The sequence below is a fragment of the Peredibacter sp. HCB2-198 genome, assembly GCF_045999315.1.
Lineage (GTDB): Bacteria > Bdellovibrionota > Bacteriovoracia > Bacteriovoracales > Bacteriovoracaceae > Peredibacter.
This window is the reverse complement of the sequence record NZ_CP174607.1, coordinates 3,912,129-3,932,894: the sequence shown is the minus strand read 5'-3', so window position 1 is coordinate 3,932,894 and position 20,766 is coordinate 3,912,129. Positions and strand designations below refer to the sequence as shown.

Here is a 20,766-nt window from a genome sequence, read left to right as displayed (position 1 = left end):
CTTTTTTATTGCGCTTCAATCACTTCTAAAAAAACTTCCTGACTTCGTACATTACCTTTGTATTTCACCGGAATCTGAGAGTTCAATGGATACTTCGCAATGAACTCAAGAGAGAGGAGTGAGCTGCTGAGACTCACTTTGTAGAGCTGACCATTGATTTGCATTTGATCGTATTTAACACTGCTACCGTTTTGTCTGACGAGAACTCCAGTGGAAGTGGCCTTGATACTCGAAGTGTCCGAGAGCTTCGAAGACTGCTCAAGAGCAGAATTACTGAGATTCGCTTCGGAACCACATCCCACTGCCAGTAGAAGGACTGCGATAAGTTTAATTCCCATCACCTAGTGTTCCGTCGATTTTAAGTTTACCGTCTTCTTTGATCACCATGAATTCGGTCTCATGGACATCTTTCTTATTTTTGTTGGATGAGATTTCTTTTACTTTCGCAAAGTAGATCTCGTTTTTAAGGCCCTTTCTCCACGAGAGATCCGGGGCCATTGGTTTGCTTTTTTCTGATGGAGCAGGGAGTTCTTTGATTTTGGAAATCAGTTCTTCCTTACCACCGCTCGATTTGATGAATTTTTGGGAGAAGACCTCATCAATGAGTTCGATTTTTTTATGGTCCATGACCTGATCATATTTCATGAACAGCTCTTTCATGGATTTATCATCTGAACCCATGACTGAGACCGAAAAGATAATGATGATGAAGATTATTGAAATTCGCATCCGTACTTCCTGGCCAATGTTTTAATGCGGCCGATGTATTCTTTAATAGTTCCCGGGCAACTGGTCGAATGATAGTAGTTGTGCCACTTAATATATTTCATTCGAGGATATCTCTTCTGTAACTGACATGAGGTTCTGGCAATCATGTCTTGCGTCTGTTGAGTTGGATATCGAGGATTTTTCCTAGAGTAACCGTTCGGGTTTGTTTTAGAGAAAGGAGAGTAGTTACCAATCACAACCAGACCAATGGTCGTAACGTTGGCCTTGATCTTTCCGTCTTTCTCCATTGTTGAGTCGACCTTAAATTCTCCGCCTTCTTTACCGCAAGTGATCTTACCGTCTTCCCACATTTTCTTTTGGTCTTCATCCATCGGAACAAAAATATTTGATCCGGCATGAGCACCCACAAGATCTAATGGTCTTCCTTCAGTCACGCGAGCGCGAGGAGAAACAGCACCAGAATAAGGAGAGTTCACCACATACGAATAAGCGATCATATACCAAGGATCAGCGGGCGTTCCTCGGTTAAGGTGAAGCTCATTGATTCTTTCCGGTGTGTCCGTGCTAGGAGTTTCAGAGTGGTGAAGCACGATGGTATCCACCATGTCTTCAGGACGTTTACAAAAACTCGCTGTTTGAGAGTTCCGCTCGTAGTCGACCTTTTCGATTTTCACATATTCGATGGGCCACTCTGGAACTTGAGGTCTAAGACTTTCTTGTCTCCAAGGTAAGCAGAAGAAACAGTCGGGAGAGAAGCCCCAACTTACTGTTGTCCAACTAAACATTGCTAAAAACATTAAACTCTTCAAAAAAGCCGCCTTTTGTAGCTTATCGGATTTGTCAGATAAACCTTAAGTTCGAAATAAAAATTCTTGAGAATTCGCCCTCTTAGGCATTAAGATTGAAATAGGGAGAGACAATGGATTTTAAAACTTTTAGCGATTTTTACCCATATTACCTACGTGAACACGCGAATTTGCATTGTCGCCAACTGCATTTTGTCGGGACATGTGGGGTCATCTCTCTTTTGCTTCTCTTCTTTTTCACCGGCAATCTCATGACGTTGGTCCTGCTGCCTGTAGTGGGTTACGGTTTCGCGTGGATTGGCCATTTTGGGTTTGAAAAAAACCGTCCGGCAACTTTCAAGCATCCTTGGTACAGCCTATTGGGAGATTTCAGAATGTTCTGGGACATCCTTACTGGACGTGTAACTGCCTTCTAAGAACTAGCACTCGAATAATTTTTAAGACCTTGCTTCCATAAGAAGAGCATGAGACTCCACGCGCCCACTGTTACCAGTGTGATGTGAAGAAGAACATCAAAAGTAAATCCTTCCAAGAACGCTCGCGCTGGAAATGAAGCAAGCACCGTGAGTGGAACAATCATCGTAAAGACGACACGCAACCAACCTTTAAAAATTTTATCCGGACGCTCCATCGCAAGTCCCAATGAATAGAACAGATCAATGAAGCCACGTGAACTATGGGTCCAGAAAACTGGAATGATCATCATCATGTGAAGAGTGTAATAAACCAAAGCTCCATTCACGAGAAGCACCAGTAGTCCCAGAAGTTGCATCCAATCATAGGCGCCGGTGTAATTTGAGAGTGAGTAGATAAAGAACGCCACGGCCGTGATGAGATTCACAAAAGAGTTCGCCGAAAATTCTCGGAGCGAAAGAAAGAAGAGAGGATTCACCGGACGAATGAGATAGTAATCCAATTCTCCTTTATTAATGTAGGCCGGAAGCCACCACATATTGGTCGAAAAGACCGTCATGTTAATGGCATCAACTAAAAGATAGCAGCCCACGAAGACCATCATCTGCTCTCCGGTCCAACCAGCAATCATGCTTGTGTGGAGAAATAGAGTTTTAAAAAGAAGAATATTTACGGCGTAGTAAATAATGTCCATCAGAATTCGGAAAGTGAAATCAATCCGAAACTCCATGGCCTTAGAGAATGAAAATTGAAGAAAATATAAATAGAGATGAAGATATCTTTTCATATACCGACCCCATTATATTTTTTCTGACCTTTCATCCAGATGAGATTGGCCGTCATCATGAAAATGAAGGCCCAAGCGACTAGGAAAAAGAGTCCTTCATACATTTCTTCTCTCGTCACTAGACCCATCACAGTTCTGACTGGGAAGCTAATGAAGTATTGAAAGGGTAAAAATTTAAGAACATCAACCATCCAATCCGGGAAGAAATTAATCGGAATAAATCCTCCGCCTAAAAATGATGAGCCAAATCTTGCCATCACCATGAGGGACCAGATGTTATCTGCCCAGAGTGAGAGAAGTTCGACCACCATCGACATCATACAGTAAGCAAAAGAGGCAATCATGAAGACACCCACACCTGTGACAAGGTTTAAGAGCATGTCGCCAGTCATGCCTGATTGGGTGAGATTGAATAATGAATAAATCAGAATCAACTGCAGGCCATAAAAAGCACTGTAAGTGAGATAGGTAAGGGTCTTATATTGGAAGAACGAAAGCGGATAAATGAGATAACGATTAAAAGTTCCCTCGTAAATTTCGCGAGAGATAAATCCGATGTTCTCACCCATAAGCATTTTTGAACCAATGGGAACAATCAGAAAGTACAGGGTCATCATGGGGAGAGTGAAGCCATTCATCTCGGAGGCACCGTTGGCCTCAAAGATACTTTGCCAAAGGGCGCGGGCAATCAGGACCTGAATCAAGGTCTGGCCAATAAAGGTAATCCAGAAATCTGAACGGTAGGCGAGGATCTTTCGAAGCTCCATCGCCATTACATGGCGCCACCAGTTCATGTGGCCTTCATCCCATGCTTCATGATGGATTCGATGATGTCTTCGATGGAAGGATCGTGGATGTTAAGATCCAGCACTTCATTGGATTTAAAAATTTCGGCGGTTTTCACAGAAAGATCAGTTCTCGGTACAGAGACTTTAAAGTTTTTGTCCGGAGTTGTGACACTTAGAACTTTCTCATCACCCATTAAGCGCTGAACTTTTGAAAGAGCACCATCATACACGAACTCGCCTTCTTTAATGATGACGATTCGTGGACACAGTTCCTTGATGTCTTCCATATAGTGAGACGTCAGGATGGTGATGGGTTTAAATTCCTGCTGATAGTTCTTCATGAATTCACGAACAGCTTTCTGGGCAGAGATATCCAGGCCAATGGTCGGCTCGTCTAAGAAAATCACTTTTGGGTTATGTAGAAGAGCGGCCATGAGTTCCACTTTCATTCGTTCCCCGAGAGACAAGCGTCTCACTTGAACTTTGAGCTGATCATGAATTTGCAGCGTATCCGCCAAGAACTCTAAGTTCTTTTTATAAAGAGAATCTTCAATCTGATAAATTTCTTTCAGAAGAATAAAACTATCGAGGGCCGGAAGGTCCCACCAGACTTGGGCCTTTTGGCCCATGATGAGTGCCATCTGCTTACGGTAACCATTATCACGTTCCCAAGGTTTATACCCCAGAACCGTCGCTTCACCTGAAGTTGGATGAACAATGCCGGCGAGAATTTTAACCAAAGTGGTTTTACCTGCACCATTGGCACCAATGAGACCAATGATCTCACCTTGTTGAATTTCTAGATTAACGGATTTAAGCGCGTCCTTGGATTTCGTTTCACGTTTCACCAGTCCTTTCAAGGACCCCATGAGTCCTGGTTCTTTAACCTGAGAGGTGAAGGTCTTACGAAGAGCTTGGACTTTAATCATTGTTTTTCAAGCACCAGACCCTTTAAGTAACTTCCTTCCGGGAAGCCTTTCAGAGTCGGACAGTCTTGTCCTAAATGGAGTCGGGTCGACATTTTGTAGTTAAGTTTTAGTTCCGCGAGATAGTCTTTCATCAGTCGATCAAACTTCTCTTGAGTCACTTGGTGAGTATTAAGGAACACCACCAGCTTACCTTTTGGATTTAATAGTGGATCCATCTTCTGCAGAAGCTCTTTATAGGCCTTGCTTGCCGATGTTCTCTTTTCCCCATCAGATGAAGATGAAGGAGGATCACAAATAATCACATCAAACTTCTTATCTTCTTTCTTAAGATTCGTAAGAGCATCATCCACACTCGAAACAATGGCATCGTGCTGAGTATGATTCAACTCTGGATTTAGGGCCAGGTTCTGTTGAAGCCATTCAATGTACTTTGGAGAAAGATCCACTGAAGTGACTTGAGTCGCTCCTAGTTTCATGGCCCAAAGTGAGAAAGCACCAGTGTAGCTGTAAAGGTTAAGAACTGCGTTTCCTGGTTGAATGAGTTTCGCCAGAGTATGGCGAATAGAACTCATATCAGTATAAAGACCATGATCATATGAAGAACCAAGGCGAATTAGATATTGAATGCCAAATTCCGCGATATGAAATTCATCTCTTCTGTTTTGATCAATTGAATTTTGCGGAAGCTTTTGAAGCTCTTTGGTTTCTCCACGAAGTTGGAACCAAACGTTTTCATCTTTGATTTCAGGAAACACTTCCTGAATGGTGGTTTGAATAATTGATTTATAACGGTTCCAGAATTGAGTATAGAACTGAATCAGAACACGGTCTTTTAGTCTTAGAACAAAAAGTCCTGGGAGATGGTCCGCCTCACCGAACACGAGATAATAATTTTCTCGCTCTTTTAGTTCTTTCTGCTGAATGCGTTTTTCAAAGGCCAGATCAAGACGGCCTTGAATGCTCGCAGTGAAGTGTTGTGCCTCACGGTCAAACGGAAATTTCGTGCTCCATACACGGGCCTTCACATTCTTGTGATAAGGGTCGTGCATAAGAAGGGCCATCGGGCGTTTTCTGTCGTCGGTCGCGATCACGAATTCCGAGTGACGAGGAAAACGGTTAGAGAAGTTGTCCGCAGTAATCCACGGGTGGCCGGCACGCAATAGCTTGATTGATACCGGATGGATCAGGCATTCAGGAATTTTGTTCATGTAAGGTTCCGCAGATTTACTGCTTAAGGTTGTTCAATCTCTCTTCAGTTTTGTCCAGAAGGCGCAGGAGAATGTTGGTGGCGAGGTATGGATTTTTCATATGAGTGGTTAGACCCAACTGATCCATAATCTGACTACAAACGCTTTCAATCTCGCTTTGGAAGGGATCAAAGTTAATCCCCAGGTACTGAAGCTTTTTCATTAAAAGTTCAACTTCAACCGCATCCTGCATCGCCAGTAGATTTTTTTCAAATGTGACAAGGAATGTCTCATGTGAATCTTGGACCGATTTTGCAGTTTGTTTCTGAAGTGAATTCATACAATTGAAAGTATGATAACGCCTTGCTTGATGTCAATAAAACGAGGAGAGTTGGGCGGATTTTACTGAAGGAAATTAAGCATGTCTTATCTCTTTTATTTCATCATTATTACAGTTCTTGTTTATTGGGTGGAAAGGCCTTCAAAAATTTTACCTAACTCGTTGATTATCCGAAAAAATCCTGCAGAGGAATTAGAGGCCTGGCTCAAGAAGTTTAATTGGGTAAATCGCCAGGATTTTTCAAACCTCGGTCGTCTCCCATCCTACAAGTTTTATACAGAGATCGTTGAGGTCATATTTTCTCTCGCTCGAAAAATGGGAGGGAACTATCAAGATTCCATTCTTTTTTTAAGAGAAGGTCTTCAAGTTGATCGTCAGTTTGAAAAAAAGATTCGTGAGGCGGTGATGGGAACTTGGCTTCAGATGGCGATGATGATGGGACTTACTTGGATGTTTATTTTTGGTGCTTTGAATTTAGTCGAAGTTAAAGTTTCTCCACTTCATCTCTTTTGCATTTTTGCCTGGCAATCGTTGGGCCTTTCTTCGCTTCCATTTCTCTTAAGATGGCTCAGAAAAAAATATTTCGGGGACATTGGAAAAATCTGGAAGATGCTCTTCGTGTTGCGCTCCTTGGTGAAGGTCCCTTTATCACGAACAGAAATTTTTACCCTGGCCGGAGTTCAAGAACTCACTTCTATCAAACAAAAAGCGCTTGAAAGTATTGTCCAAAAGCTTAAAGAAACCTGCCAGAAGGCCCTGAAACAAGGCGGGAGTTATGAGGAAGAGGTGAAATATTTGATGGAAGAGCTTCGCTTCCAAGAAAAATGGCATTTTGAATTGTTTGAAAAAAGACTCATCGTGATAAAACTAGGACTTTTATCCATCTTTTTCCTGCCTTCTTATCTCGCCTTTATCTTTCTCCTCCTAGGTGATCTCATGGCCTTAATGTAGGCAATATGCTATTTTTGGTGCTTCTTAAAATTAAAAGGAAGTCCCATGGCCGTCGTTGATGACAAAAAGATTATTTTTGGAATGCATAAGGTTGGAAAAATCTATCCACCTAAGAGACAAGTTCTAAAAGATATTTCACTTTCATTCTACCTTGGTGCCAAGATCGGTGTTCTAGGTCTAAACGGTTCCGGTAAATCATCACTTCTAAGAATTATTGCAGGTGTTGATAAAGATTATCTTGGAACTGTAACTGCAAATAAAGGAATCACTTTTGGTTACCTTGAGCAGGATCCAAAACTAGATGCTAATAAAACAGTTAAAGAAGTTGTTGAAGAAGGTCTTGCTGACCTGGTCGCGACTGTTAAGCGCTATGAAGAAGTTAACATGAAACTCGGCGAAGAGATGACTGATGCCGAAATGAATAAGCTTCTTGATGAACAAGCTTCTCTTCAAGATAAAATGGATGCCCAGAATCTTTGGGACCTTGATTCACGTTTAGAACTAGCGATGGAGGCCCTTCGTTGTCCTCCTTCGGATCAACTTTGCGGAGTTCTTTCGGGTGGTGAAAAGCGCCGTGTGGCCCTTTGCCGTCTTCTTCTTTCTGAACCAGATGTTCTTCTTCTGGATGAGCCTACCAACCACCTTGATGCTGAAACAGTATTGTGGCTTGAGCGTCACCTTCAGGCGTACAAGGGAACAGTTATTGCGATCACCCACGATCGTTACTTCCTTGATCACGTTGCTGGTTGGATTCTTGAGCTTGACCGTGGTCACGGTATTCCTTGGGAAGGGAACTATTCTTCATGGCTTGAGCAAAAAACTAACCGTCTTGCAGCTGAAGAAAAATCTCAATCGAAACAGGCCAAGAAAATGGCCGAAGAGCTTGAGTGGATTCGCATGGGTGCAAAAGCTCGTCAGGCGAAATCTAAAGCTCGTATCCAAAACTACGAGAAGATGCTTGCTGATTCTAAGACCGAAGCTCGTAACGAAACAAATGAACTCTTCATTCCTACCGGACCTCGTCTGGGTGACGTTGTTATCGAAGCTGATGGTATTGCCAAAGGCTTTGGCGACAGACTTCTTTATGAAAACGTATCATTCAAACTTCCACCGGGTGGTATCGTAGGGATCATCGGTCCAAACGGTGCTGGTAAAACAACACTTTTCAAAATGATCACTGATCAATTGAAGCCGGACGCTGGTACTTTCAAAGTTGGCCAGACAGTTAAACTTGCTTACATCGACCAGTCTCGTGAGATGGACGGTGAGAAGACCATCCTCCAAGAAATCGTTGGCGATGTTGATCTGATTAAACTTGGTAACAAGGAAATTAATGCTCGTGCCTATGTTTCGAAATTTAACTTCTCTGGTGAAGATCAATCAAAACGCATCAAGGAACTTTCGGGTGGTGAAAAGAACCGTGTTCACTTGGCAAAAATGCTTCGTGAAGAAGGTAACGTGCTTCTTCTGGATGAGCCGACCAACGATCTTGACGTAAATACACTTCAGGCCCTTGAGCGCGCACTTTTAGACTTCGCAGGTTGTGCGGTGGTTATTTCCCACGACCGTTACTTCCTGGACAGAATTTGTACGCACATCATGGCATTCGAGGGTGATTCAAAGGTAACTTGGTTCGAAGGTAACTTCGAAGATTACCACGAAGATCTTCGTCGCCGTATCGGTGACAAAGCGGACGTACCAAGCCGCGTGACCTACAAAAAACTTAAGCGTGACTAGCCGTCCGCGACTAAAATAAGGGCCTTCGGGCCCTTTTTTTATTTAATAAGATCCGGAAGCCAATCCTTCAGGTCTTTTGTTTTAAATCCCAGCTTTAAAGCTTTACTCACATCCATAAAATAGTCTTTTTCAATGCCGAATGGAGATACTGCATTTGGGTCCTGTGAAAAGATGGCGCTTTTTCCCGTCTTAGTTTCAATCAACTTCATGAGATCTTTTAGTGTCATAGGAGTTGATGAGGCAAAGTTAAAAGAACCCTTATGCTTGTTTTCCACTAGCCACAATAGGGCCCTTGCCGCGTCTTCAGAGGAAATGAACGAGAACTTGGCCTCGAGGTTGGGGAAGTAAATTCCTTCGCCCCGTTTTACATTTTGAATATGCAACTCTAACCTCTGGGTGTAGTCATCAGGGCCCAGAACAATAGGGAAGCGAGCGAATGCAGTTGGAAAAGGAGCGGAAGTCGCAAAGACATGTTCTGCCCGACGTTTTCCTCCCGCATAGGAAGAGTCATTTGTTTGAAGATAACTTTCCGCTATAAAGTCTTCCTCTGCTAGATTTGCTTTTGGTTCATAGACCGAGAGAGTGGATGTCATTAGATAATAAGAAGTCTTTCCCTGAAAAATGCTGATGGCATCCTGGGCCTCAGTTCCATTCATACAGACCTGGTCAACGACGGCGTCAAATGAAAGGGAACCTATGGCCTTCCTCAAATCCTGTGGATTTCGTCGGTCAGCGACAAGTCTGTTCACTCTATCTCCAAGATCATCCTCGTATAGCCCTCGGGTGACGATTGTGACTGAATAATTCCTCTGTATGAGTAGATTGACCAATCTTTTACCAAAATACCTGGTACCACCAATAACAAGAATATTCATCATTCTCCTTTCGTTAACTTTTCAACTTCGTTCTGCAAGAGGAGCGAATAGTTTTGCATATCACGGATGCTGGAAACTTTGAAAAGCCCTTCGATCAATTGGGACTTCTCTTGAGGAAGATCAAGATAAAGGTATCTGAGACTAAAATCTTGTTTTTGAGGGGCATGAATGTTTCTAAGGAGCTTTGCATATATATGAATGAGTTTTTGATAGAACAACAGAGCATCAATGAACTTGCCTCTCAATGCCTCTTTTAGAAAGGTGCGGTACATAATTTCAAATTTTGCCCGCTCATTGCGAAAATCAATTTTACTATTTTCTAGCTTCGGTTTTGCAGATGCTCTGGACATTATTCCTAGCTTGTCAAAAAGAATAACGGGAGTGCCATGTCTGGCGTGATTATAATACTCGGTATAATGCTCTTCACTCATCTCCGAGAAGACGACCACATCTATATAGTACGTTTCAGGTGAATCATGTAGAACATAGAACCGCTGGTTATAAGGGCCATCTGTGGACAGGTAGATGTCCTTCGGCCCAATAATACTTTCTATAATACTGAAAGGGAGGAGAGGATCCTGAGAAATCATGACTATGTCAGAGTCGGAGTATTGATCCATCTTTCCTGTTGCTTCAGAACCTCCTAACCATAGGGCAAGAATTTCTGGCCTGGATTCTAGGGCCTTTTGAATCTTTTTCTCTAAAACACTTTTAAAAATTGGTTTGTCCATAGGCGAATCCTCTATTCAAAAGCGATAGTTTTCAATACTTTCATAAAAAGTATTGAAATGTGATACCTTAGGTTTAAAGGGCATGCACCATGAAGAATGAATACAGGTTAATTGAGGCATTAAAAAAACTTCTTAAATCCAAGGGGATCCTTTATAAGGATCTGGCGCGAGGACTGAACTTAAGTGAAGCAAGTGTAAAGCGGATGTTTTCTTCTGGAGATATGTCTTTGTCTCGCCTGGGGGAGATTTGTCATTTTTTGGACATTCAAATTACTGATCTTTTGAAATATCTAGAGACTGAGCGCCAAACAGGATCGCGAGAGTTAAGTCTGGAACAAGAAGCATTTCTGGCGAAAAAGCCCCAAAGGCTGGCCTATTTAGAACTGATGTTGGGAGGAATGAAACCCAAAATGATTGAAAAGAAGTTTGGGATTTCTCATACAGAGACGACACGTATTCTTCTGGAACTTGATAAGTGGAACTTCATTGAATTACTTCCTGGGGATAAAGTGAAATTTAAAGTTCATCAGGTGATTAAGCTAAGAGAGAACGGTCCTCTAAGAAAGCTCATTCAGGAAAAAGGGATAAAGTCTTTTTTAGATGCCGAGTTTAAGGGGCCGTTAGAGCAGCAGGAGTTTGCCACTTTTAAGGCCTCTGAGAAAACGATAAAAAAATTTAATGTTCAGCTAATGGAACTGATCAATGGCCTTCTAAAAGACGGTGAATTGGAAAGCATATCCGGAATACCCACTGTCGATGCAGGGATTTTTACGGCCACTAGACCTTGGGGTCTCACAGATCTATTTGGAATCTAGCTCATCAATCATTACCCAAGATTCATCCTTACAATAATCTGGAACTTTCTCTGTACAGTCTGAAATGTTTGGGATCGCTCCATTGTTTTTGTGGCTGGTTTTTGCCCAAAACTTCGCGCAACCAAAGTACTTCTCATTTTTTTTAACACAATTAGGATAAATGACAGCATTGATGTGACCCGAGAAGAGGGAGCGGGTGTATTGGACGGCACTCGGATTTGCCATTGCTGAGTTGTCAGGGCCAATCGCACGGCAGTCAAAGGCCGGCAGAACATTCTCATTTACCGGGCGAAGTGGCCTTAAAATGAGTGAAGAGAACTTATGTGAGAAACCCTGCCATTTTTCTACGTACTCATCAACGAGACCTAAGAGGTGGAGTGCCTCGTGAATCAGTGTCGGGCAATCCGAGGACATGTTATAGGCCTTGCTGTGTGAACGAAACTCACTGTCTTTAATTGAGATTCTTACCTGCGGCGGTTTTACGATGGTTTTGTGAACGGCCTCATTATAGATATGTAATCTGATTTTTCGTCCAAGTTCATCAGCGAGAGAAGATTCATATTCTCTAAAACAAGACTCCATTTTTTCAGGATAGAACTTGTTCAGAATTCCATTGATTGTTTGATCATCAAGTCCTCCGAAAGAAAGGGCCATTTCTTTCTTAAAACCTTTGGACGGTTTGAATTTAAGATTCAAATAAACATCATAGGTTTTTTCTTCAGAGCGTACCAAAGTGTATTTTTGATGGATCGTTTTACTGCCCAGGAAGGAGTGATTGACCCTGATAGACTCATTAAGAGGAAGGTCATGACAAATACCTCCTGCATTAGCGTTAGGGCCCAAAACCATGAAAGCGAGAACTGTAATGAATGATTTTTTCATGGCAATTGATAAGCAAGGTCTATGCCAACGCTTACATGCTTTGCTATCCATAAAACGGGGTCCAGGCCGTCTAAAACTTAAACAGAGGAGCATTTATCTGCTCAAAAAACGGTACACCTTTTTCTGATCCCAGAATCTGAATCACCTCCTTCACCTTCTTGTTTTCCATGAACACCACTGTTTCCAAGTTCCTACAAATGAGTTCCATGACTTTCTCAAATGAAAGATTCACTTCCCCTGAATAAAGAGAAAAGAGCAAGGCGACCCGATGAAGGGCGTCCACAGCACTTGAAGCGTGAATCGTTCCCATAAGGCCCTTATGGCCCGTATTCATGGCCATAAGGAAAGGAGTTACCTCATGAGACCTCATCTCACCGAGAATGATTCGGTCCGGACTGAGACGTAATGAGTAGGACAAATACGCTTTCAGACTGGTCTCCATGGATTTTCCCGCAAGGAATCTGGTCTGGTGAGGATGAGGCGAAAGAATTTCATAAGTGTCTTCTAAAATGACTAAATGTTCGGCGGAAGGGACAAGGCCTAAAAGGGAGGTGAGGAGCGATGTTTTTCCTGAGCCCGTGGAACCTGAGATCAGTATATTTTTCTTTTCTCGAACGAGTTTTTCCAGGACTTCGGTCTCACCGAATGAGTTCAAATCATGAGGTCTTGGGGCCAAGGAGCGCAGAACGAGTTTTGAAATGTTATTAGGTGAAGTCGAGGCGTGGACAAGGGTAAGACGAAAATTTCTTCCAAACAGTTCTCCATAAAAACTCGCAAAAGGTTGCTCAACGTTCCAGTTCTGTTTGAAATGAATAGAAATAATCTCAAGCCAAAGCTGCCAGTCTTCACTTGAAAGGGGAACTTCAAAGGATTCTTTTTCTCCTGAGAAGTTTACAATCTGAGAAGATTTCGGGCCATGAAAGAAAAATTCTGTGCTAGGGTGCTGTAAGATGTCTTTCAAAAACTCCCAATGGGTGAGTTTTAGGAAATTGATTTTAATCGCCTCTAAGTCTTCTGCTTCATTTAAGGTCGGAAGTTCCTGAAAAAAATCTTCCCAGCGAGGAATTATGCCTTTGTTGAGAGAAGAAACAAGAAGTTCTCTCGCTCTCGCGAGAGCAAATTCTCTTCCTAATGGTGCTTCTTGCTCTCTAAATAAACTTAACATTACTCTACCGCCTCAAGCACGATGTAACCGTAAATGTGTTTGTAGGTCTTTTGATCCGACTTCGATTCAAAGAGATGTTTCAGAATAGGGATATCAGAAATAAAAGGAATCCCTTTGCGACTTTTGGCGGTGGTTTGATAACCAATCTGGAAAATTTTCATGGGTTTTCCCAATTCAAGAAGAACTGATGAAACTTCCTTACTACCGCTAATGGCCTGTTCTACGGGGCGACTGAATTCTGTTTCGTATTCTACTAGAAGTTTTCCATAGGACTCGGTGATTTTGGTCTTGATTCTAAGGCCCGCGAACCTCCAATCAATGGGAGCAATCACTGTCGCTCCTTGAGTGGCGATGTTTTGATAAGGAATTTGAGAACCGATCTCAATAATTTGAGGAGTATTAAGATTCACCACCATTTCAGGTTCCGCGAGTGAAGAAAGATCCATTTTCATTTGAGTCAGTAGCACAATATTTCGATCAATCAGACTTCGGATTCCGTTCTCGAAAAGTTCCTTTACCGTCGCCTGTAGTTTATCCAAACCCATATGAATTTCTCGTCCGTCCATTTGTTCAAGCTGAATGAGTTTAAGTTTCAAGCGATAGTTCTGATGTTTAAGTCGAGAGTCTTGTTGAACAAAGGAAACGCGATAAAAACTAGCGAGTTGTTTTAAGAGGGCCTCATTATTCTGACCCTCATAAAAGCACATAATATCCAGCCAATCCGCCTGGCAGGCCACGGACGAGAAGCCATTGGCATAGAGCCTTTTATAGATCTGACCTACGATATGGTTTCTGAGTTTGGGTTCCAGGTTGATTTTAAAGAAAACCTGCTCCTGGAACTGCCCTTTAATCTTCTGGAGATAGAGGTAATCCGCAAAATCGGAGAGGGTTCCGGCCGCTGTCATGACGGGCCCTTTGATATCAATCGTGAGATTGAGGTTTTTGAGAGCATCCGCTAGTTGGAAGGTTTTCAGGAATTTTTGTTTTGAAAGAACGTAAATACTCACAATTTCTTTGCCGGATTTTCCCCAAACCACTAAATCGGTGAAGCCGACCTTCTTGCCTTTCACCAAAAGTTTCCCGGTTTTGGGCATCCATTTGTAAGAAATGACCTCTGGATTACCCACCGAGAAGTTCTTAAGGCCCAAAAAGGGGAGCTCTTTTTGCTCGCCTTTGGCCAGAATGACGTCACTCGGGGATACCTGTGCTAGTGACGCAGATGGTAATATGAGTAAGACTTTGACAAATAGGAGGCTTATCGTTAAATTGAGGAGCTTCAAATTTAATAGATTATAAGTTTTTATTTGGGAGATACCTATGGCATCAAGAACCGCAGTAACTGAAAACCGTCGTAAAGCTAAGCACAGAGCAATGGGTGCTAAAAGAAAAGCTGCTAACCGTAACAAGGGTACAACTCCTAAGTTCGATATCCACGAAGGCGCTCCAAAAGCTACTAAAGCTGCTGCTCCAAAGGCCGCTGCTGCTAAGAAAGCTCCAGCTAAAAAAGCTGCTACAAAGAAAGCCGCTGCTAAGTAATTCATTCATCGCTCCTATGGGGCCTGAAAGACTTTCAGTGATTCATTAATGAAATGACGATCAACGGAGACCACTAATAGGTCTCCGTTGTTTTTTAGGCACAGTTCTAATTTTCCGTTCGTTTTAATTCCCTCACATTCTTTGATCTTTTTCATGCTGATAAGTTCCTCAGGAATTTGATAATCCGTTATGAGAATGTCCTTAAGCATCTTTGCTTCAGTAGAATCTGCTTCGAAGTAGACCTGAATGGGTGAGGCATAAGCACTCACGCAGAAGAGAAAACTAATAACGAATTTCATGAGACTCACCTTTTTTAACCGATGCAAAGTTTAAGTTTTTCAAATAAGGAAGAACTTCCCAGGTCTCATGTTGGAAGAGGGCATGGGCCTCAGCTTCTTTCACAAGGACAGTCATCCTTCCTTCTGTTGCCGGAGTTTGTAGCACTCCTTCGAGTTTTTTGCGGCCAATCCGATTTACGATCAGCACTTTTTTTCCAGAATGAAATGGGGTGAAGAGTTCAGCGTTTAGTTGGATTTCAACCCAACCGGCCGGAGTGCCAGTCGCTTCTTGTTTCACTTCTGAATGATTTCCAAATAAGAGGAAGAAAAAGACGTTGGATAAAACTAAAGCAAGGCCTAGTTTAATCTTGGTACTTTTTTTCCAATTGATTCCAGCGGATTCGGAAGTCACTTAGATGCTCCTTGGTTTTCATTTCAAAGTGGCGATTAAGCCAAAACAGGCCTGCGAACAAAAAGCTCGCGGTCAAAAGCGTGAGAGCAAGTGGGAGGACAACATCGCCCCTTTCTCTTCCATGACATATTCCATTCTTGGATTCACTTTTTCGAATCCCTTCTCTGAAGTCGTGAGACTTAAAACATAAGGTTTTTGTAAAAAGTAATAGGTCCATTCGTTCTCTCTTAGAACGAGTGCTTCTTCAGCATCTCGTTTGGTCTTAAATGGGGTTATAAACATGCGGGGATCTAGAGGACAGCTCTTTCCTCTAAGGTCTTTGAGAGTTCTCAGATAAGAAACAAGCCGTATATTTTGTGCATACACTAAATACTTTTTGAGTTTCTGAGCGTCCATGGCCGCACCTTGAAGGCCCGGAATGAACATCATAATGAGGCTTGCCCGATTGATGTTTTTAATTCCCCAATTGGTTCGTCCCATAAAAGTCATAAACTCATTGAATTCACCTTTGGTTTCTTTTACGCAAAGAAAGAGATGGGATCTTTTTTCCAGAAGCTTGAAGGATTTTTTGAGTTCAAGTCCACAAACCAGAACCAGGGCCATAAGGCCCAAAAGAAGAAAACAAGAAAAGAGAGTGATTTCACCTCTCTGGTTCATAGCTTGCCTTTGATGGGTAAGTGGAACTTGTGACTTTTTAGTTTGGGAAGTCTTTGCCATGTGACGGTGTCTTGATTTCTTAAAACGTGGAGACGACAACCTAAGTGCCAGTCTCTTTCATAAGGGGATGATTGGGTAAGGGTTGCTTTGGTAATGAGTTCGAAGCTTTTTCGCCAGGCCTCCTGCCGGCAGACAGTAGAGCGCTGAAACTCCACCGCCTGAACCAGAAGGACAACTAAAAGAGAAAGACTTAAGGACCAAGCGAGGAGGTTCACTTGGTCTCTTTAAGTTCGATTTCCTGAGAAATCTGGCTTTTCATATTGTTGATTCGTTTTTGGACCACATCTCCGAATTGGCGAACGGCCACTAGACAGCAGATACCTACCAGGCTCGAGATGATGACGTATTCCATGATCCCTTGGCCTTTTTCATTCTTAATAAGCTTTTTCATAATGCCTCCTTTTTGGCAGGGAGGTTTTAAATCGAGGGCCTGAATCAGACGATCAAAGACGGGTATAGTTGATGGATTTGTTCGGATTTGAAAAAGTGTAGCGAAAAGTGGGGTAAGCCCCTAAAATAATGACATGGAAGAAAATAACAAAGTCATCATTTTTGAAAAAAAAGAAATCATCATCGTTTTAACGTTTGTGGTGGTTTTAATCATTACTAGTTTCACACTGGGAATTCGTCTGGGTAAAAAGCTTGCTTTAGATGCTTCAGGTGTAAAACCGGAGGATGTAAAAGCGGTTGAGCTTAAATCAACTGTTGAAGAAGATGCTGAAGCTGTTGTTTCTGAAGATGCAAAACTTACTGACGAAGAAAAACTTAAAAAGTTAATGGATGAATCAAAGAATCGTCTGTCAGATGAGTTAGAAAAATTTTCAACTCCACAAAATCCACCAACGACGACTGCTGCGCCTCAGTCAACCATGGCCGGCAAGTTCACGATTCAATTGGGTTCATACAACACGATGGAAGAAGCAAAACAGTTTGCTGAAGGCTTCACTGTTCGTGGCTACAGCCCAATCATCAATGAAGTGAAAATCGAAGGGAAGGGCAACTGGTATAGAGTGAGCCTGGGTCTTTTCGATTCAGTAGAAGAAGCAAAGACTTATATTAAATCTGAGCAAAGTCTCTTCACTGGCCAAGATCACATCATTACAGAGATTAAGTAAGCTTATAAGTCTCTTTAATGCGTTTGAAGACCGCCTCGGTCTGAGCCTCATACATGTCTTTCACAGAATGTAGTGGCAGAGATTTAATCGCAAGTCCTCGAGACTCTAGTCCCTTAATAAATTCATCACGAGATTTTGCTTCAAACGAGGCCGCTTGAATATGAGCGTAAAGCTCTTCACGTGTTCCATTGTAAGTCGGAAGAAGTTTATGAAGGATGTAACTTGAGGCCGTGGCAAATTCATTCTGAACTCTGAATGTGATCTTCTCTTCATTTAAATGAAGATCACGAATCATCTTGGCCGCGCGTCTCAGGGCATAGACTGTTAGACCGAAACTATCCGGTAGCCACATTCTTTCAGCAGAAGAGTGAGAGATATCACGTTCATGCCAAAGAAGAGTATTTTCGCGGGCAATGATTTCATGAGAACGAATGACACGTGCCAGACCTGAAATATTTTCTGATGCAATTGGGTTCTTCTTATGAGGCATAGTTGAAGAACCTTTCTGGCCCGGTTTAAAGCCTTCGATGACTTCATTCACATCAGAGCGGTGAAGATGACGAATCTCAATCGCGAGACGCTCTAATGCATCAGCAACACCTGCTTGAAGTGCCGCGAGAGTGGCATGGCGATCCCGAGGAATCACCTGAGTAGAAAGTGGTTCTACTTTAAGATTAAGAGCTTTAAGGACCTTCGCCTCAACTTCCGGAGTAAGGATTGTGTAATTACCAACCGCACCCGACATCTGTCCGGTGAGGGTATTTTTAAAGTTCTCAAGGTCCTCTAAACGACGAGAAAACTCACTCACGTAAGAGAGGAACTTAAAACCGAAGCTCATAGGCTCGGCAAACATCCCGTGAGAGCGACCTAAAGTATAAAGGTGTTTCGCGCCGAGAGCTTTTTGCCAAAGGGCATCTTGCAGCTCACGGAGGGACTTGATTTCAATTTCAAGAGAGTCACGGATCTGAAGAGAAAGAGCAGTGTCGATCACGTCCGATGAGGTACAACCATAATGGAAGAATTTCCCGGCAGAAGCTTCAACTTGTTCAGTTATGGAACTACAAAAAGCAATCACATCGTGATGAACAGTGGCCTCAATTTCATGAATGCGAGGAAGATTAATTCCGGCCTTCTGAAATTTATCGCTCACTTTTGGAATCATCTTGGTGTCTTCCAATGCATTCAGCAGGGCCATCTCTACTTGCATGAAGTAGGAGAACTTTTTGTCTTCGGTCCAAATCGAACTAATTTCTGAAACTTCGTAACGAGGAATCATAGTTTAATAGAAAAAGCCCAATTCAAGCCCAAGTGACAACCAACCTAGAGCGAAAGAGCGGTCACTCTTACTCTCATTACCGATTGCTTCGCGAGTCACTGAAGCGATGTTATAGGACAATTTTCCTCCATAAAAGAAAGAGGTACCAGAACGTTTATGTAGGCCGTAGTTAGTGGTCAAACCATAACCGGCATACTTGCGATCAATGAATGAATCATTCATTTGAACGTAGTTAACAAAGACATCAATGTTTTCAAACCAATCTTCAGTTGGAAGAAATTCCAAAAGAAGTTTGAAGCGATAACCTACACCAAGACCACCGGCCATGACCTTGGCCTTAGAGTCTCCAGGGCGAGGGTTTGCGCCCTCTGAATTAGGATTCGTTCCCAAGCTATGGTTCTGAGTAATGGCGTCAAAGTAAGTATTATGAGCAAAGAACTGAGCGCCATACCAGATTTGGTTATAGCGTGTTGTTCTTCTCATGTAAGCGACCTCTGCACCAAGAAGATTATTGAAGTGCTCATAGTCACCGGAAATGTGGCCCGCGAGAGAGAAGCGGTTTCTGTCTTCACCTGTATAACGACGCTGATCTCTGATCCCCAAGTTTGAATTGAAGTTATAGATCATAGATTCATCGCGCTGATATTTTTCTGGCTTCTTGATCAGAATATCTTCTGAGCTAGGATTAAGCTCTTCTTCCGAAAGATCAAAGAAGCCGGCCGCAAAAACGTGAGCTGGAATAAGAAGTAAAAGTAAGTATTTCATATGTTACCTCTGTGCCAGTGACTCGAAGTTTTCCCCTGGGAAATCCTCAAGACCCATAAAATCGGCCAGTTCTAATTTCTTTTGAAGGTGATTGTACTTCACGTTCTCAGAGTTCGTGAAAGAGTTCACCAGGTTATCAATGGCAAGCTTGATATCAGAATAAGTCGCGCGACCACCGATATAGTTGTCTAAGACAGAGTCATAGTTCTTTTGAGCGTTTTTGTGCTGATCCTGTGCGATCTCAACTTTTTGCTCAAGGTAGCGAACGGTTCTGTAAATCGTTTTGATCTTAACTTCCAGAGCACGACGAGTGTTGAAGAAGTTAATTTCAGAGATGCGCTTATTTAAGAATGACTGTTGATTGTCGCGAGAGTTGAAGAAACCGCCTTCACCGAGTAGGGTCCATTTCATATCAATCGCCGCAACCAGTTCAATGTTTCGGTTGCCTGGAGTGGTCTGATAGTTCCAAGAAGTTCCTTCTGGATCAAAACCTGTGCGATAAGTTCCAAGATTAAAAGAAAACTTCGGCAGAGGAAGGTTGTCTTTAAGGGTCTTCTCGTAAGTACGGCTGGCGTTATCGTAAGCAAGTTTTGCGTTTCGATATTCCACACTCTGCTCTTGAGCAAACTTTAGGGCCTCATCCATTGAAGTGTTAATTGAAACGTATTTCAATTGTTCCACTGAGCGATATGAACCACGGTACTCGTCACCTAGAAGGTTCGCGAGTTCCTCTTCCTGAAGACCTACATCATAAAGAATTTGCTGGTACTCAGTTTGAGCACGAAGATATTCAGAGCGAGTCTGATAGTACTCTTGAGCACGGATTTTTCTTAACTGCAGTTTTTCACGGGCCAGACGGTGAATGAACGAAGTCTGACGAAGCTGTTCCTGATAAATGCTTTTAATCGCTTTTACTCGGATCATGTTGAAGTACTGAGAGATAAGCGAGAACTTGAGTCGTCGACGGGCCTCAAGAAGTTGCTGATTCGAACGATTAAGAGTCTGCTTGTCGTTTTGGTATTGGAGATAGTCACGGCCCCAGTTAAAGAGGGTGTACTCATCAATCACCAGACCTAGACTTCCGTTTGGTGCCTGCTGAGCGCCCATACCGGGAGTGCTTTGTGAAGATTCACGAAAGCGATCAATCTTGTGATTCGAAGACTGAAGTTCCAACGAAACAGTCGGTAACCAGAACTTTTGATATAGATCGGTTTTTAATAATTCGATCTGCTCTTTTTGTTGGTTACGAATTTGTTGGAACGGGTTTCGACGAAAGCCTTCTTCTAAGACGGAACGTAGATCAAGGACACGGCCTTCACGATCTTTTACGTCATAATTAGAGCGTTTGCTGGCCCAGCGATTTCTTGAACCGGTGGAACCTTCGTCAACAGTAGTGGATGTCGTAACGTCTTCTTGAATCGAAGTTTCCAGCGCATTCAGGTCCTCGTCCTGCGCCAGAAGATTCAAGCTTCCCAGTAAAAGGAAGATGAACAGGGCTTTTTTCAAAGCTCATTCTCCCGCGAATAATGTG

Annotated in this window: 26 protein-coding genes; 6 read left to right on the top strand and 20 right to left on the bottom strand. The window is 42.6% G+C overall.

The window, feature by feature from the left end; translation table 11 throughout:
• Window positions 1–5: 5 nt before the first annotated feature.
• Genes ACJVC5_RS19725 through ACJVC5_RS19715 form a run of 3 tightly spaced genes read right to left on the bottom strand, consistent with a single transcriptional unit; the run spans window position 6 to window position 1,538 of the window.
• Complete coding sequence (locus ACJVC5_RS19725; RefSeq protein WP_408097264.1) at window positions 6–341, bottom strand: hypothetical protein; 336 nt, start codon at window positions 339–341, stop codon at window positions 6–8.
• Window positions 328–729, bottom strand: a complete 402-nt coding sequence (locus ACJVC5_RS19720) for a hypothetical protein (protein WP_408097263.1) — start codon at window positions 727–729, stop codon at window positions 328–330. Before ACJVC5_RS19720 ends, ACJVC5_RS19725 begins: the two co-directional genes overlap by 14 nt.
• Window positions 714–1,538 carry an N-acetylmuramoyl-L-alanine amidase gene (locus ACJVC5_RS19715; RefSeq protein ID WP_408097262.1) on the bottom strand — a complete coding sequence of 275 codons (825 nt, stop codon included), beginning with the start codon at window positions 1,536–1,538 and terminating at the stop codon, window positions 714–716. The genes ACJVC5_RS19720 and ACJVC5_RS19715 overlap by 16 nt, the downstream gene beginning before the upstream one ends.
• Before the next feature lie 110 nt (window positions 1,539–1,648).
• Between ACJVC5_RS19715 and ACJVC5_RS19710 the strand changes: the two genes are divergently transcribed.
• On the top strand, window positions 1,649–1,951 hold the full coding sequence (locus ACJVC5_RS19710) for an Mpo1-like protein (protein ID WP_408097261.1): 303 nt from the start codon (window positions 1,649–1,651) through the stop codon (window positions 1,949–1,951).
• Here the strand turns inward: ACJVC5_RS19710 and ACJVC5_RS19705 are convergent.
• The 5 genes from ACJVC5_RS19705 to ACJVC5_RS19685 are packed head-to-tail and all read right to left on the bottom strand — an operon-like array spanning window position 1,948 to window position 5,980.
• Window positions 1,948–2,736: an ABC transporter permease gene (locus ACJVC5_RS19705; protein WP_408097260.1), complete on the bottom strand. Its 789-nt coding sequence runs from the start codon at window positions 2,734–2,736 to the stop codon at window positions 1,948–1,950. The genes ACJVC5_RS19710 and ACJVC5_RS19705 overlap by 4 nt on opposite strands.
• Window positions 2,733–3,530 carry an ABC transporter permease gene (locus tag ACJVC5_RS19700; protein ID WP_408097259.1) on the bottom strand — a complete coding sequence of 266 codons (798 nt, stop codon included), beginning with the start codon at window positions 3,528–3,530 and terminating at the stop codon, window positions 2,733–2,735. Before ACJVC5_RS19700 ends, ACJVC5_RS19705 begins: the two co-directional genes overlap by 4 nt.
• A complete protein-coding gene (locus ACJVC5_RS19695; protein WP_408097258.1) occupies window positions 3,527–4,453 on the bottom strand; it encodes an ABC transporter ATP-binding protein in 927 nt (308 codons plus the stop codon). The genes ACJVC5_RS19700 and ACJVC5_RS19695 overlap by 4 nt, the downstream gene beginning before the upstream one ends.
• Window positions 4,450–5,661, bottom strand: a complete 1,212-nt coding sequence (locus tag ACJVC5_RS19690; protein WP_408097257.1) for a class I SAM-dependent rRNA methyltransferase — start codon at window positions 5,659–5,661, stop codon at window positions 4,450–4,452. The genes ACJVC5_RS19695 and ACJVC5_RS19690 overlap by 4 nt, the downstream gene beginning before the upstream one ends.
• Before the next feature lie 16 nt (window positions 5,662–5,677).
• On the bottom strand, window positions 5,678–5,980 hold the full coding sequence (locus ACJVC5_RS19685) for a hypothetical protein (protein ID WP_408097256.1): 303 nt from the start codon (window positions 5,978–5,980) through the stop codon (window positions 5,678–5,680).
• A gap of 81 nt (window positions 5,981–6,061) precedes the next feature.
• Here ACJVC5_RS19685 and ACJVC5_RS19680 point away from each other — a divergent pair, with 81 nt between their 5' ends.
• Window positions 6,062–6,931, top strand: coding sequence for a hypothetical protein (locus ACJVC5_RS19680; RefSeq protein WP_408097255.1), 870 nt, complete (start codon window positions 6,062–6,064; stop codon window positions 6,929–6,931).
• Window positions 6,932–6,976: 45 nt separating this feature from the next.
• On the top strand, window positions 6,977–8,668 hold the full coding sequence (gene ettA / locus ACJVC5_RS19675; protein WP_408097254.1) for an energy-dependent translational throttle protein EttA: 1,692 nt from the start codon (window positions 6,977–6,979) through the stop codon (window positions 8,666–8,668).
• Window positions 8,669–8,706: 38 nt separating this feature from the next.
• Here ettA and ACJVC5_RS19670 read toward each other — a convergent pair whose 3' ends face one another.
• Together ACJVC5_RS19670 and ACJVC5_RS19665 are read right to left on the bottom strand one after the other, a co-directional pair.
• Window positions 8,707–9,543 (bottom strand): NAD-dependent epimerase/dehydratase family protein, encoded by an 837-nt coding sequence (locus tag ACJVC5_RS19670; protein ID WP_408099258.1) that lies wholly within the window; start codon window positions 9,541–9,543, stop codon window positions 8,707–8,709.
• Window positions 9,543–10,274, bottom strand: coding sequence for a nucleotidyltransferase domain-containing protein (locus tag ACJVC5_RS19665; RefSeq protein ID WP_408097253.1), 732 nt, complete (start codon window positions 10,272–10,274; stop codon window positions 9,543–9,545). The genes ACJVC5_RS19670 and ACJVC5_RS19665 overlap by 1 nt, the downstream gene beginning before the upstream one ends.
• A gap of 89 nt (window positions 10,275–10,363) precedes the next feature.
• Here ACJVC5_RS19665 and ACJVC5_RS19660 point away from each other — a divergent pair, with 89 nt between their 5' ends.
• The gene (locus tag ACJVC5_RS19660) at window positions 10,364–11,089 is read left to right on the top strand and encodes a helix-turn-helix domain-containing protein (RefSeq protein ID WP_408097252.1); all 726 of its coding nucleotides are present in this window, start codon (window positions 10,364–10,366) and stop codon (window positions 11,087–11,089) included.
• Here the strand turns inward: ACJVC5_RS19660 and ACJVC5_RS19655 are convergent.
• Genes ACJVC5_RS19655 through ACJVC5_RS19645 form a run of 3 tightly spaced genes read right to left on the bottom strand, consistent with a single transcriptional unit; the run spans window position 11,075 to window position 14,284 of the window.
• A complete protein-coding gene (locus ACJVC5_RS19655; protein WP_408097251.1) occupies window positions 11,075–12,022 on the bottom strand; it encodes a hypothetical protein in 948 nt (315 codons plus the stop codon). The genes ACJVC5_RS19660 and ACJVC5_RS19655 overlap by 15 nt on opposite strands.
• Before the next feature lie 19 nt (window positions 12,023–12,041).
• Window positions 12,042–13,136, bottom strand: a complete 1,095-nt coding sequence (locus ACJVC5_RS19650) for a CpaF/VirB11 family protein (RefSeq protein ID WP_408097250.1) — start codon at window positions 13,134–13,136, stop codon at window positions 12,042–12,044.
• On the bottom strand, window positions 13,136–14,284 hold the full coding sequence (locus ACJVC5_RS19645) for a pilus assembly protein N-terminal domain-containing protein (RefSeq protein WP_408097249.1): 1,149 nt from the start codon (window positions 14,282–14,284) through the stop codon (window positions 13,136–13,138). The genes ACJVC5_RS19650 and ACJVC5_RS19645 overlap by 1 nt, the downstream gene beginning before the upstream one ends.
• Before the next feature lie 169 nt (window positions 14,285–14,453).
• Between ACJVC5_RS19645 and ACJVC5_RS19640 the strand changes: the two genes are divergently transcribed.
• The gene (locus tag ACJVC5_RS19640; protein WP_408097248.1) at window positions 14,454–14,672 is read left to right on the top strand and encodes a hypothetical protein; all 219 of its coding nucleotides are present in this window, start codon (window positions 14,454–14,456) and stop codon (window positions 14,670–14,672) included.
• 14 nt (window positions 14,673–14,686) lie between these two features.
• Here the strand turns inward: ACJVC5_RS19640 and ACJVC5_RS19635 are convergent, their stop codons facing one another.
• From ACJVC5_RS19635 to ACJVC5_RS19620, 4 genes are all read right to left on the bottom strand, one after another.
• Complete coding sequence (locus ACJVC5_RS19635) at window positions 14,687–14,971, bottom strand: hypothetical protein (RefSeq protein ID WP_408097247.1); 285 nt, start codon at window positions 14,969–14,971, stop codon at window positions 14,687–14,689.
• Window positions 14,955–15,362: a hypothetical protein gene (locus ACJVC5_RS19630; RefSeq protein ID WP_408097246.1), complete on the bottom strand. Its 408-nt coding sequence runs from the start codon at window positions 15,360–15,362 to the stop codon at window positions 14,955–14,957. Before ACJVC5_RS19630 ends, ACJVC5_RS19635 begins: the two co-directional genes overlap by 17 nt.
• Before the next feature lie 72 nt (window positions 15,363–15,434).
• Window positions 15,435–16,019, bottom strand: coding sequence for a hypothetical protein (locus ACJVC5_RS19625; RefSeq protein ID WP_408097245.1), 585 nt, complete (start codon window positions 16,017–16,019; stop codon window positions 15,435–15,437).
• Window positions 16,020–16,290: 271 nt separating this feature from the next.
• Window positions 16,291–16,470: a Flp family type IVb pilin gene (locus tag ACJVC5_RS19620; protein WP_408097244.1), complete on the bottom strand. Its 180-nt coding sequence runs from the start codon at window positions 16,468–16,470 to the stop codon at window positions 16,291–16,293.
• Between the two features lie 133 nt (window positions 16,471–16,603).
• Between ACJVC5_RS19620 and ACJVC5_RS19615 the strand changes: the two genes are divergently transcribed.
• Complete coding sequence (locus tag ACJVC5_RS19615) at window positions 16,604–17,194, top strand: SPOR domain-containing protein (RefSeq protein ID WP_408097243.1); 591 nt, start codon at window positions 16,604–16,606, stop codon at window positions 17,192–17,194.
• Here ACJVC5_RS19615 and purB read toward each other — a convergent pair.
• From purB to ACJVC5_RS19600, 3 genes are read right to left on the bottom strand one after another with little or no spacing between them, the layout of a single operon-like run.
• A complete protein-coding gene (gene purB / locus ACJVC5_RS19610; RefSeq protein ID WP_408097242.1) occupies window positions 17,187–18,470 on the bottom strand; it encodes an adenylosuccinate lyase in 1,284 nt (427 codons plus the stop codon). The two genes, ACJVC5_RS19615 and purB, sit on opposite strands and share 8 nt — an antisense overlap.
• 3 nt (window positions 18,471–18,473) lie before the next feature.
• The gene (locus ACJVC5_RS19605) at window positions 18,474–19,235 is read right to left on the bottom strand and encodes a hypothetical protein (RefSeq protein WP_408097241.1); all 762 of its coding nucleotides are present in this window, start codon (window positions 19,233–19,235) and stop codon (window positions 18,474–18,476) included.
• A gap of 3 nt (window positions 19,236–19,238) precedes the next feature.
• Window positions 19,239–20,741, bottom strand: a complete 1,503-nt coding sequence (locus ACJVC5_RS19600; protein ID WP_408097240.1) for a TolC family protein — start codon at window positions 20,739–20,741, stop codon at window positions 19,239–19,241.
• Window positions 20,742–20,766: the final 25 nt, after the last annotated feature.

Coding starts and splice junctions, on each gene's coding strand:
- ACJVC5_RS19720 (WP_408097263.1), bottom strand. CDS start 729: ATGCGAATTTCAATAATCTTCATCATCATTATCTTTTCGGTCTCAGTC.
- ACJVC5_RS19710 (WP_408097261.1), top strand. CDS start 1,649: ATGGATTTTAAAACTTTTAGCGATTTTTACCCATATTACCTACGTGAA.
- ACJVC5_RS19705 (WP_408097260.1), bottom strand. CDS start 2,736: ATGAAAAGATATCTTCATCTCTATTTATATTTTCTTCAATTTTCATTC.
- ACJVC5_RS19700 (WP_408097259.1), bottom strand. CDS start 3,530: ATGAACTGGTGGCGCCATGTAATGGCGATGGAGCTTCGAAAGATCCTC.
- ACJVC5_RS19695 (WP_408097258.1), bottom strand. CDS start 4,453: ATGATTAAAGTCCAAGCTCTTCGTAAGACCTTCACCTCTCAGGTTAAA.
- ACJVC5_RS19690 (WP_408097257.1), bottom strand. CDS start 5,661: ATGAACAAAATTCCTGAATGCCTGATCCATCCGGTATCAATCAAGCTA.
- ACJVC5_RS19685 (WP_408097256.1), bottom strand. CDS start 5,980: ATGAATTCACTTCAGAAACAAACTGCAAAATCGGTCCAAGATTCACAT.
- ACJVC5_RS19680 (WP_408097255.1), top strand. CDS start 6,062: ATGTCTTATCTCTTTTATTTCATCATTATTACAGTTCTTGTTTATTGG.
- ettA (WP_408097254.1), top strand. CDS start 6,977: ATGGCCGTCGTTGATGACAAAAAGATTATTTTTGGAATGCATAAGGTT.
- ACJVC5_RS19670 (WP_408099258.1), bottom strand. CDS start 9,543: ATGAATATTCTTGTTATTGGTGGTACCAGGTATTTTGGTAAAAGATTG.
- ACJVC5_RS19665 (WP_408097253.1), bottom strand. CDS start 10,274: ATGGACAAACCAATTTTTAAAAGTGTTTTAGAGAAAAAGATTCAAAAG.
- ACJVC5_RS19660 (WP_408097252.1), top strand. CDS start 10,364: ATGAAGAATGAATACAGGTTAATTGAGGCATTAAAAAAACTTCTTAAA.
- ACJVC5_RS19655 (WP_408097251.1), bottom strand. CDS start 12,022: ATGGATAGCAAAGCATGTAAGCGTTGGCATAGACCTTGCTTATCAATT.
- ACJVC5_RS19650 (WP_408097250.1), bottom strand. CDS start 13,136: ATGTTAAGTTTATTTAGAGAGCAAGAAGCACCATTAGGAAGAGAATTT.
- ACJVC5_RS19640 (WP_408097248.1), top strand. CDS start 14,454: ATGGCATCAAGAACCGCAGTAACTGAAAACCGTCGTAAAGCTAAGCAC.
- ACJVC5_RS19635 (WP_408097247.1), bottom strand. CDS start 14,971: ATGAAATTCGTTATTAGTTTTCTCTTCTGCGTGAGTGCTTATGCCTCA.
- ACJVC5_RS19625 (WP_408097245.1), bottom strand. CDS start 16,019: ATGAACCAGAGAGGTGAAATCACTCTCTTTTCTTGTTTTCTTCTTTTG.
- ACJVC5_RS19620 (WP_408097244.1), bottom strand. CDS start 16,470: ATGAAAAAGCTTATTAAGAATGAAAAAGGCCAAGGGATCATGGAATAC.
- ACJVC5_RS19615 (WP_408097243.1), top strand. CDS start 16,604: ATGGAAGAAAATAACAAAGTCATCATTTTTGAAAAAAAAGAAATCATC.
- purB (WP_408097242.1), bottom strand. CDS start 18,470: ATGATTCCTCGTTACGAAGTTTCAGAAATTAGTTCGATTTGGACCGAA.
- ACJVC5_RS19605 (WP_408097241.1), bottom strand. CDS start 19,235: ATGAAATACTTACTTTTACTTCTTATTCCAGCTCACGTTTTTGCGGCC.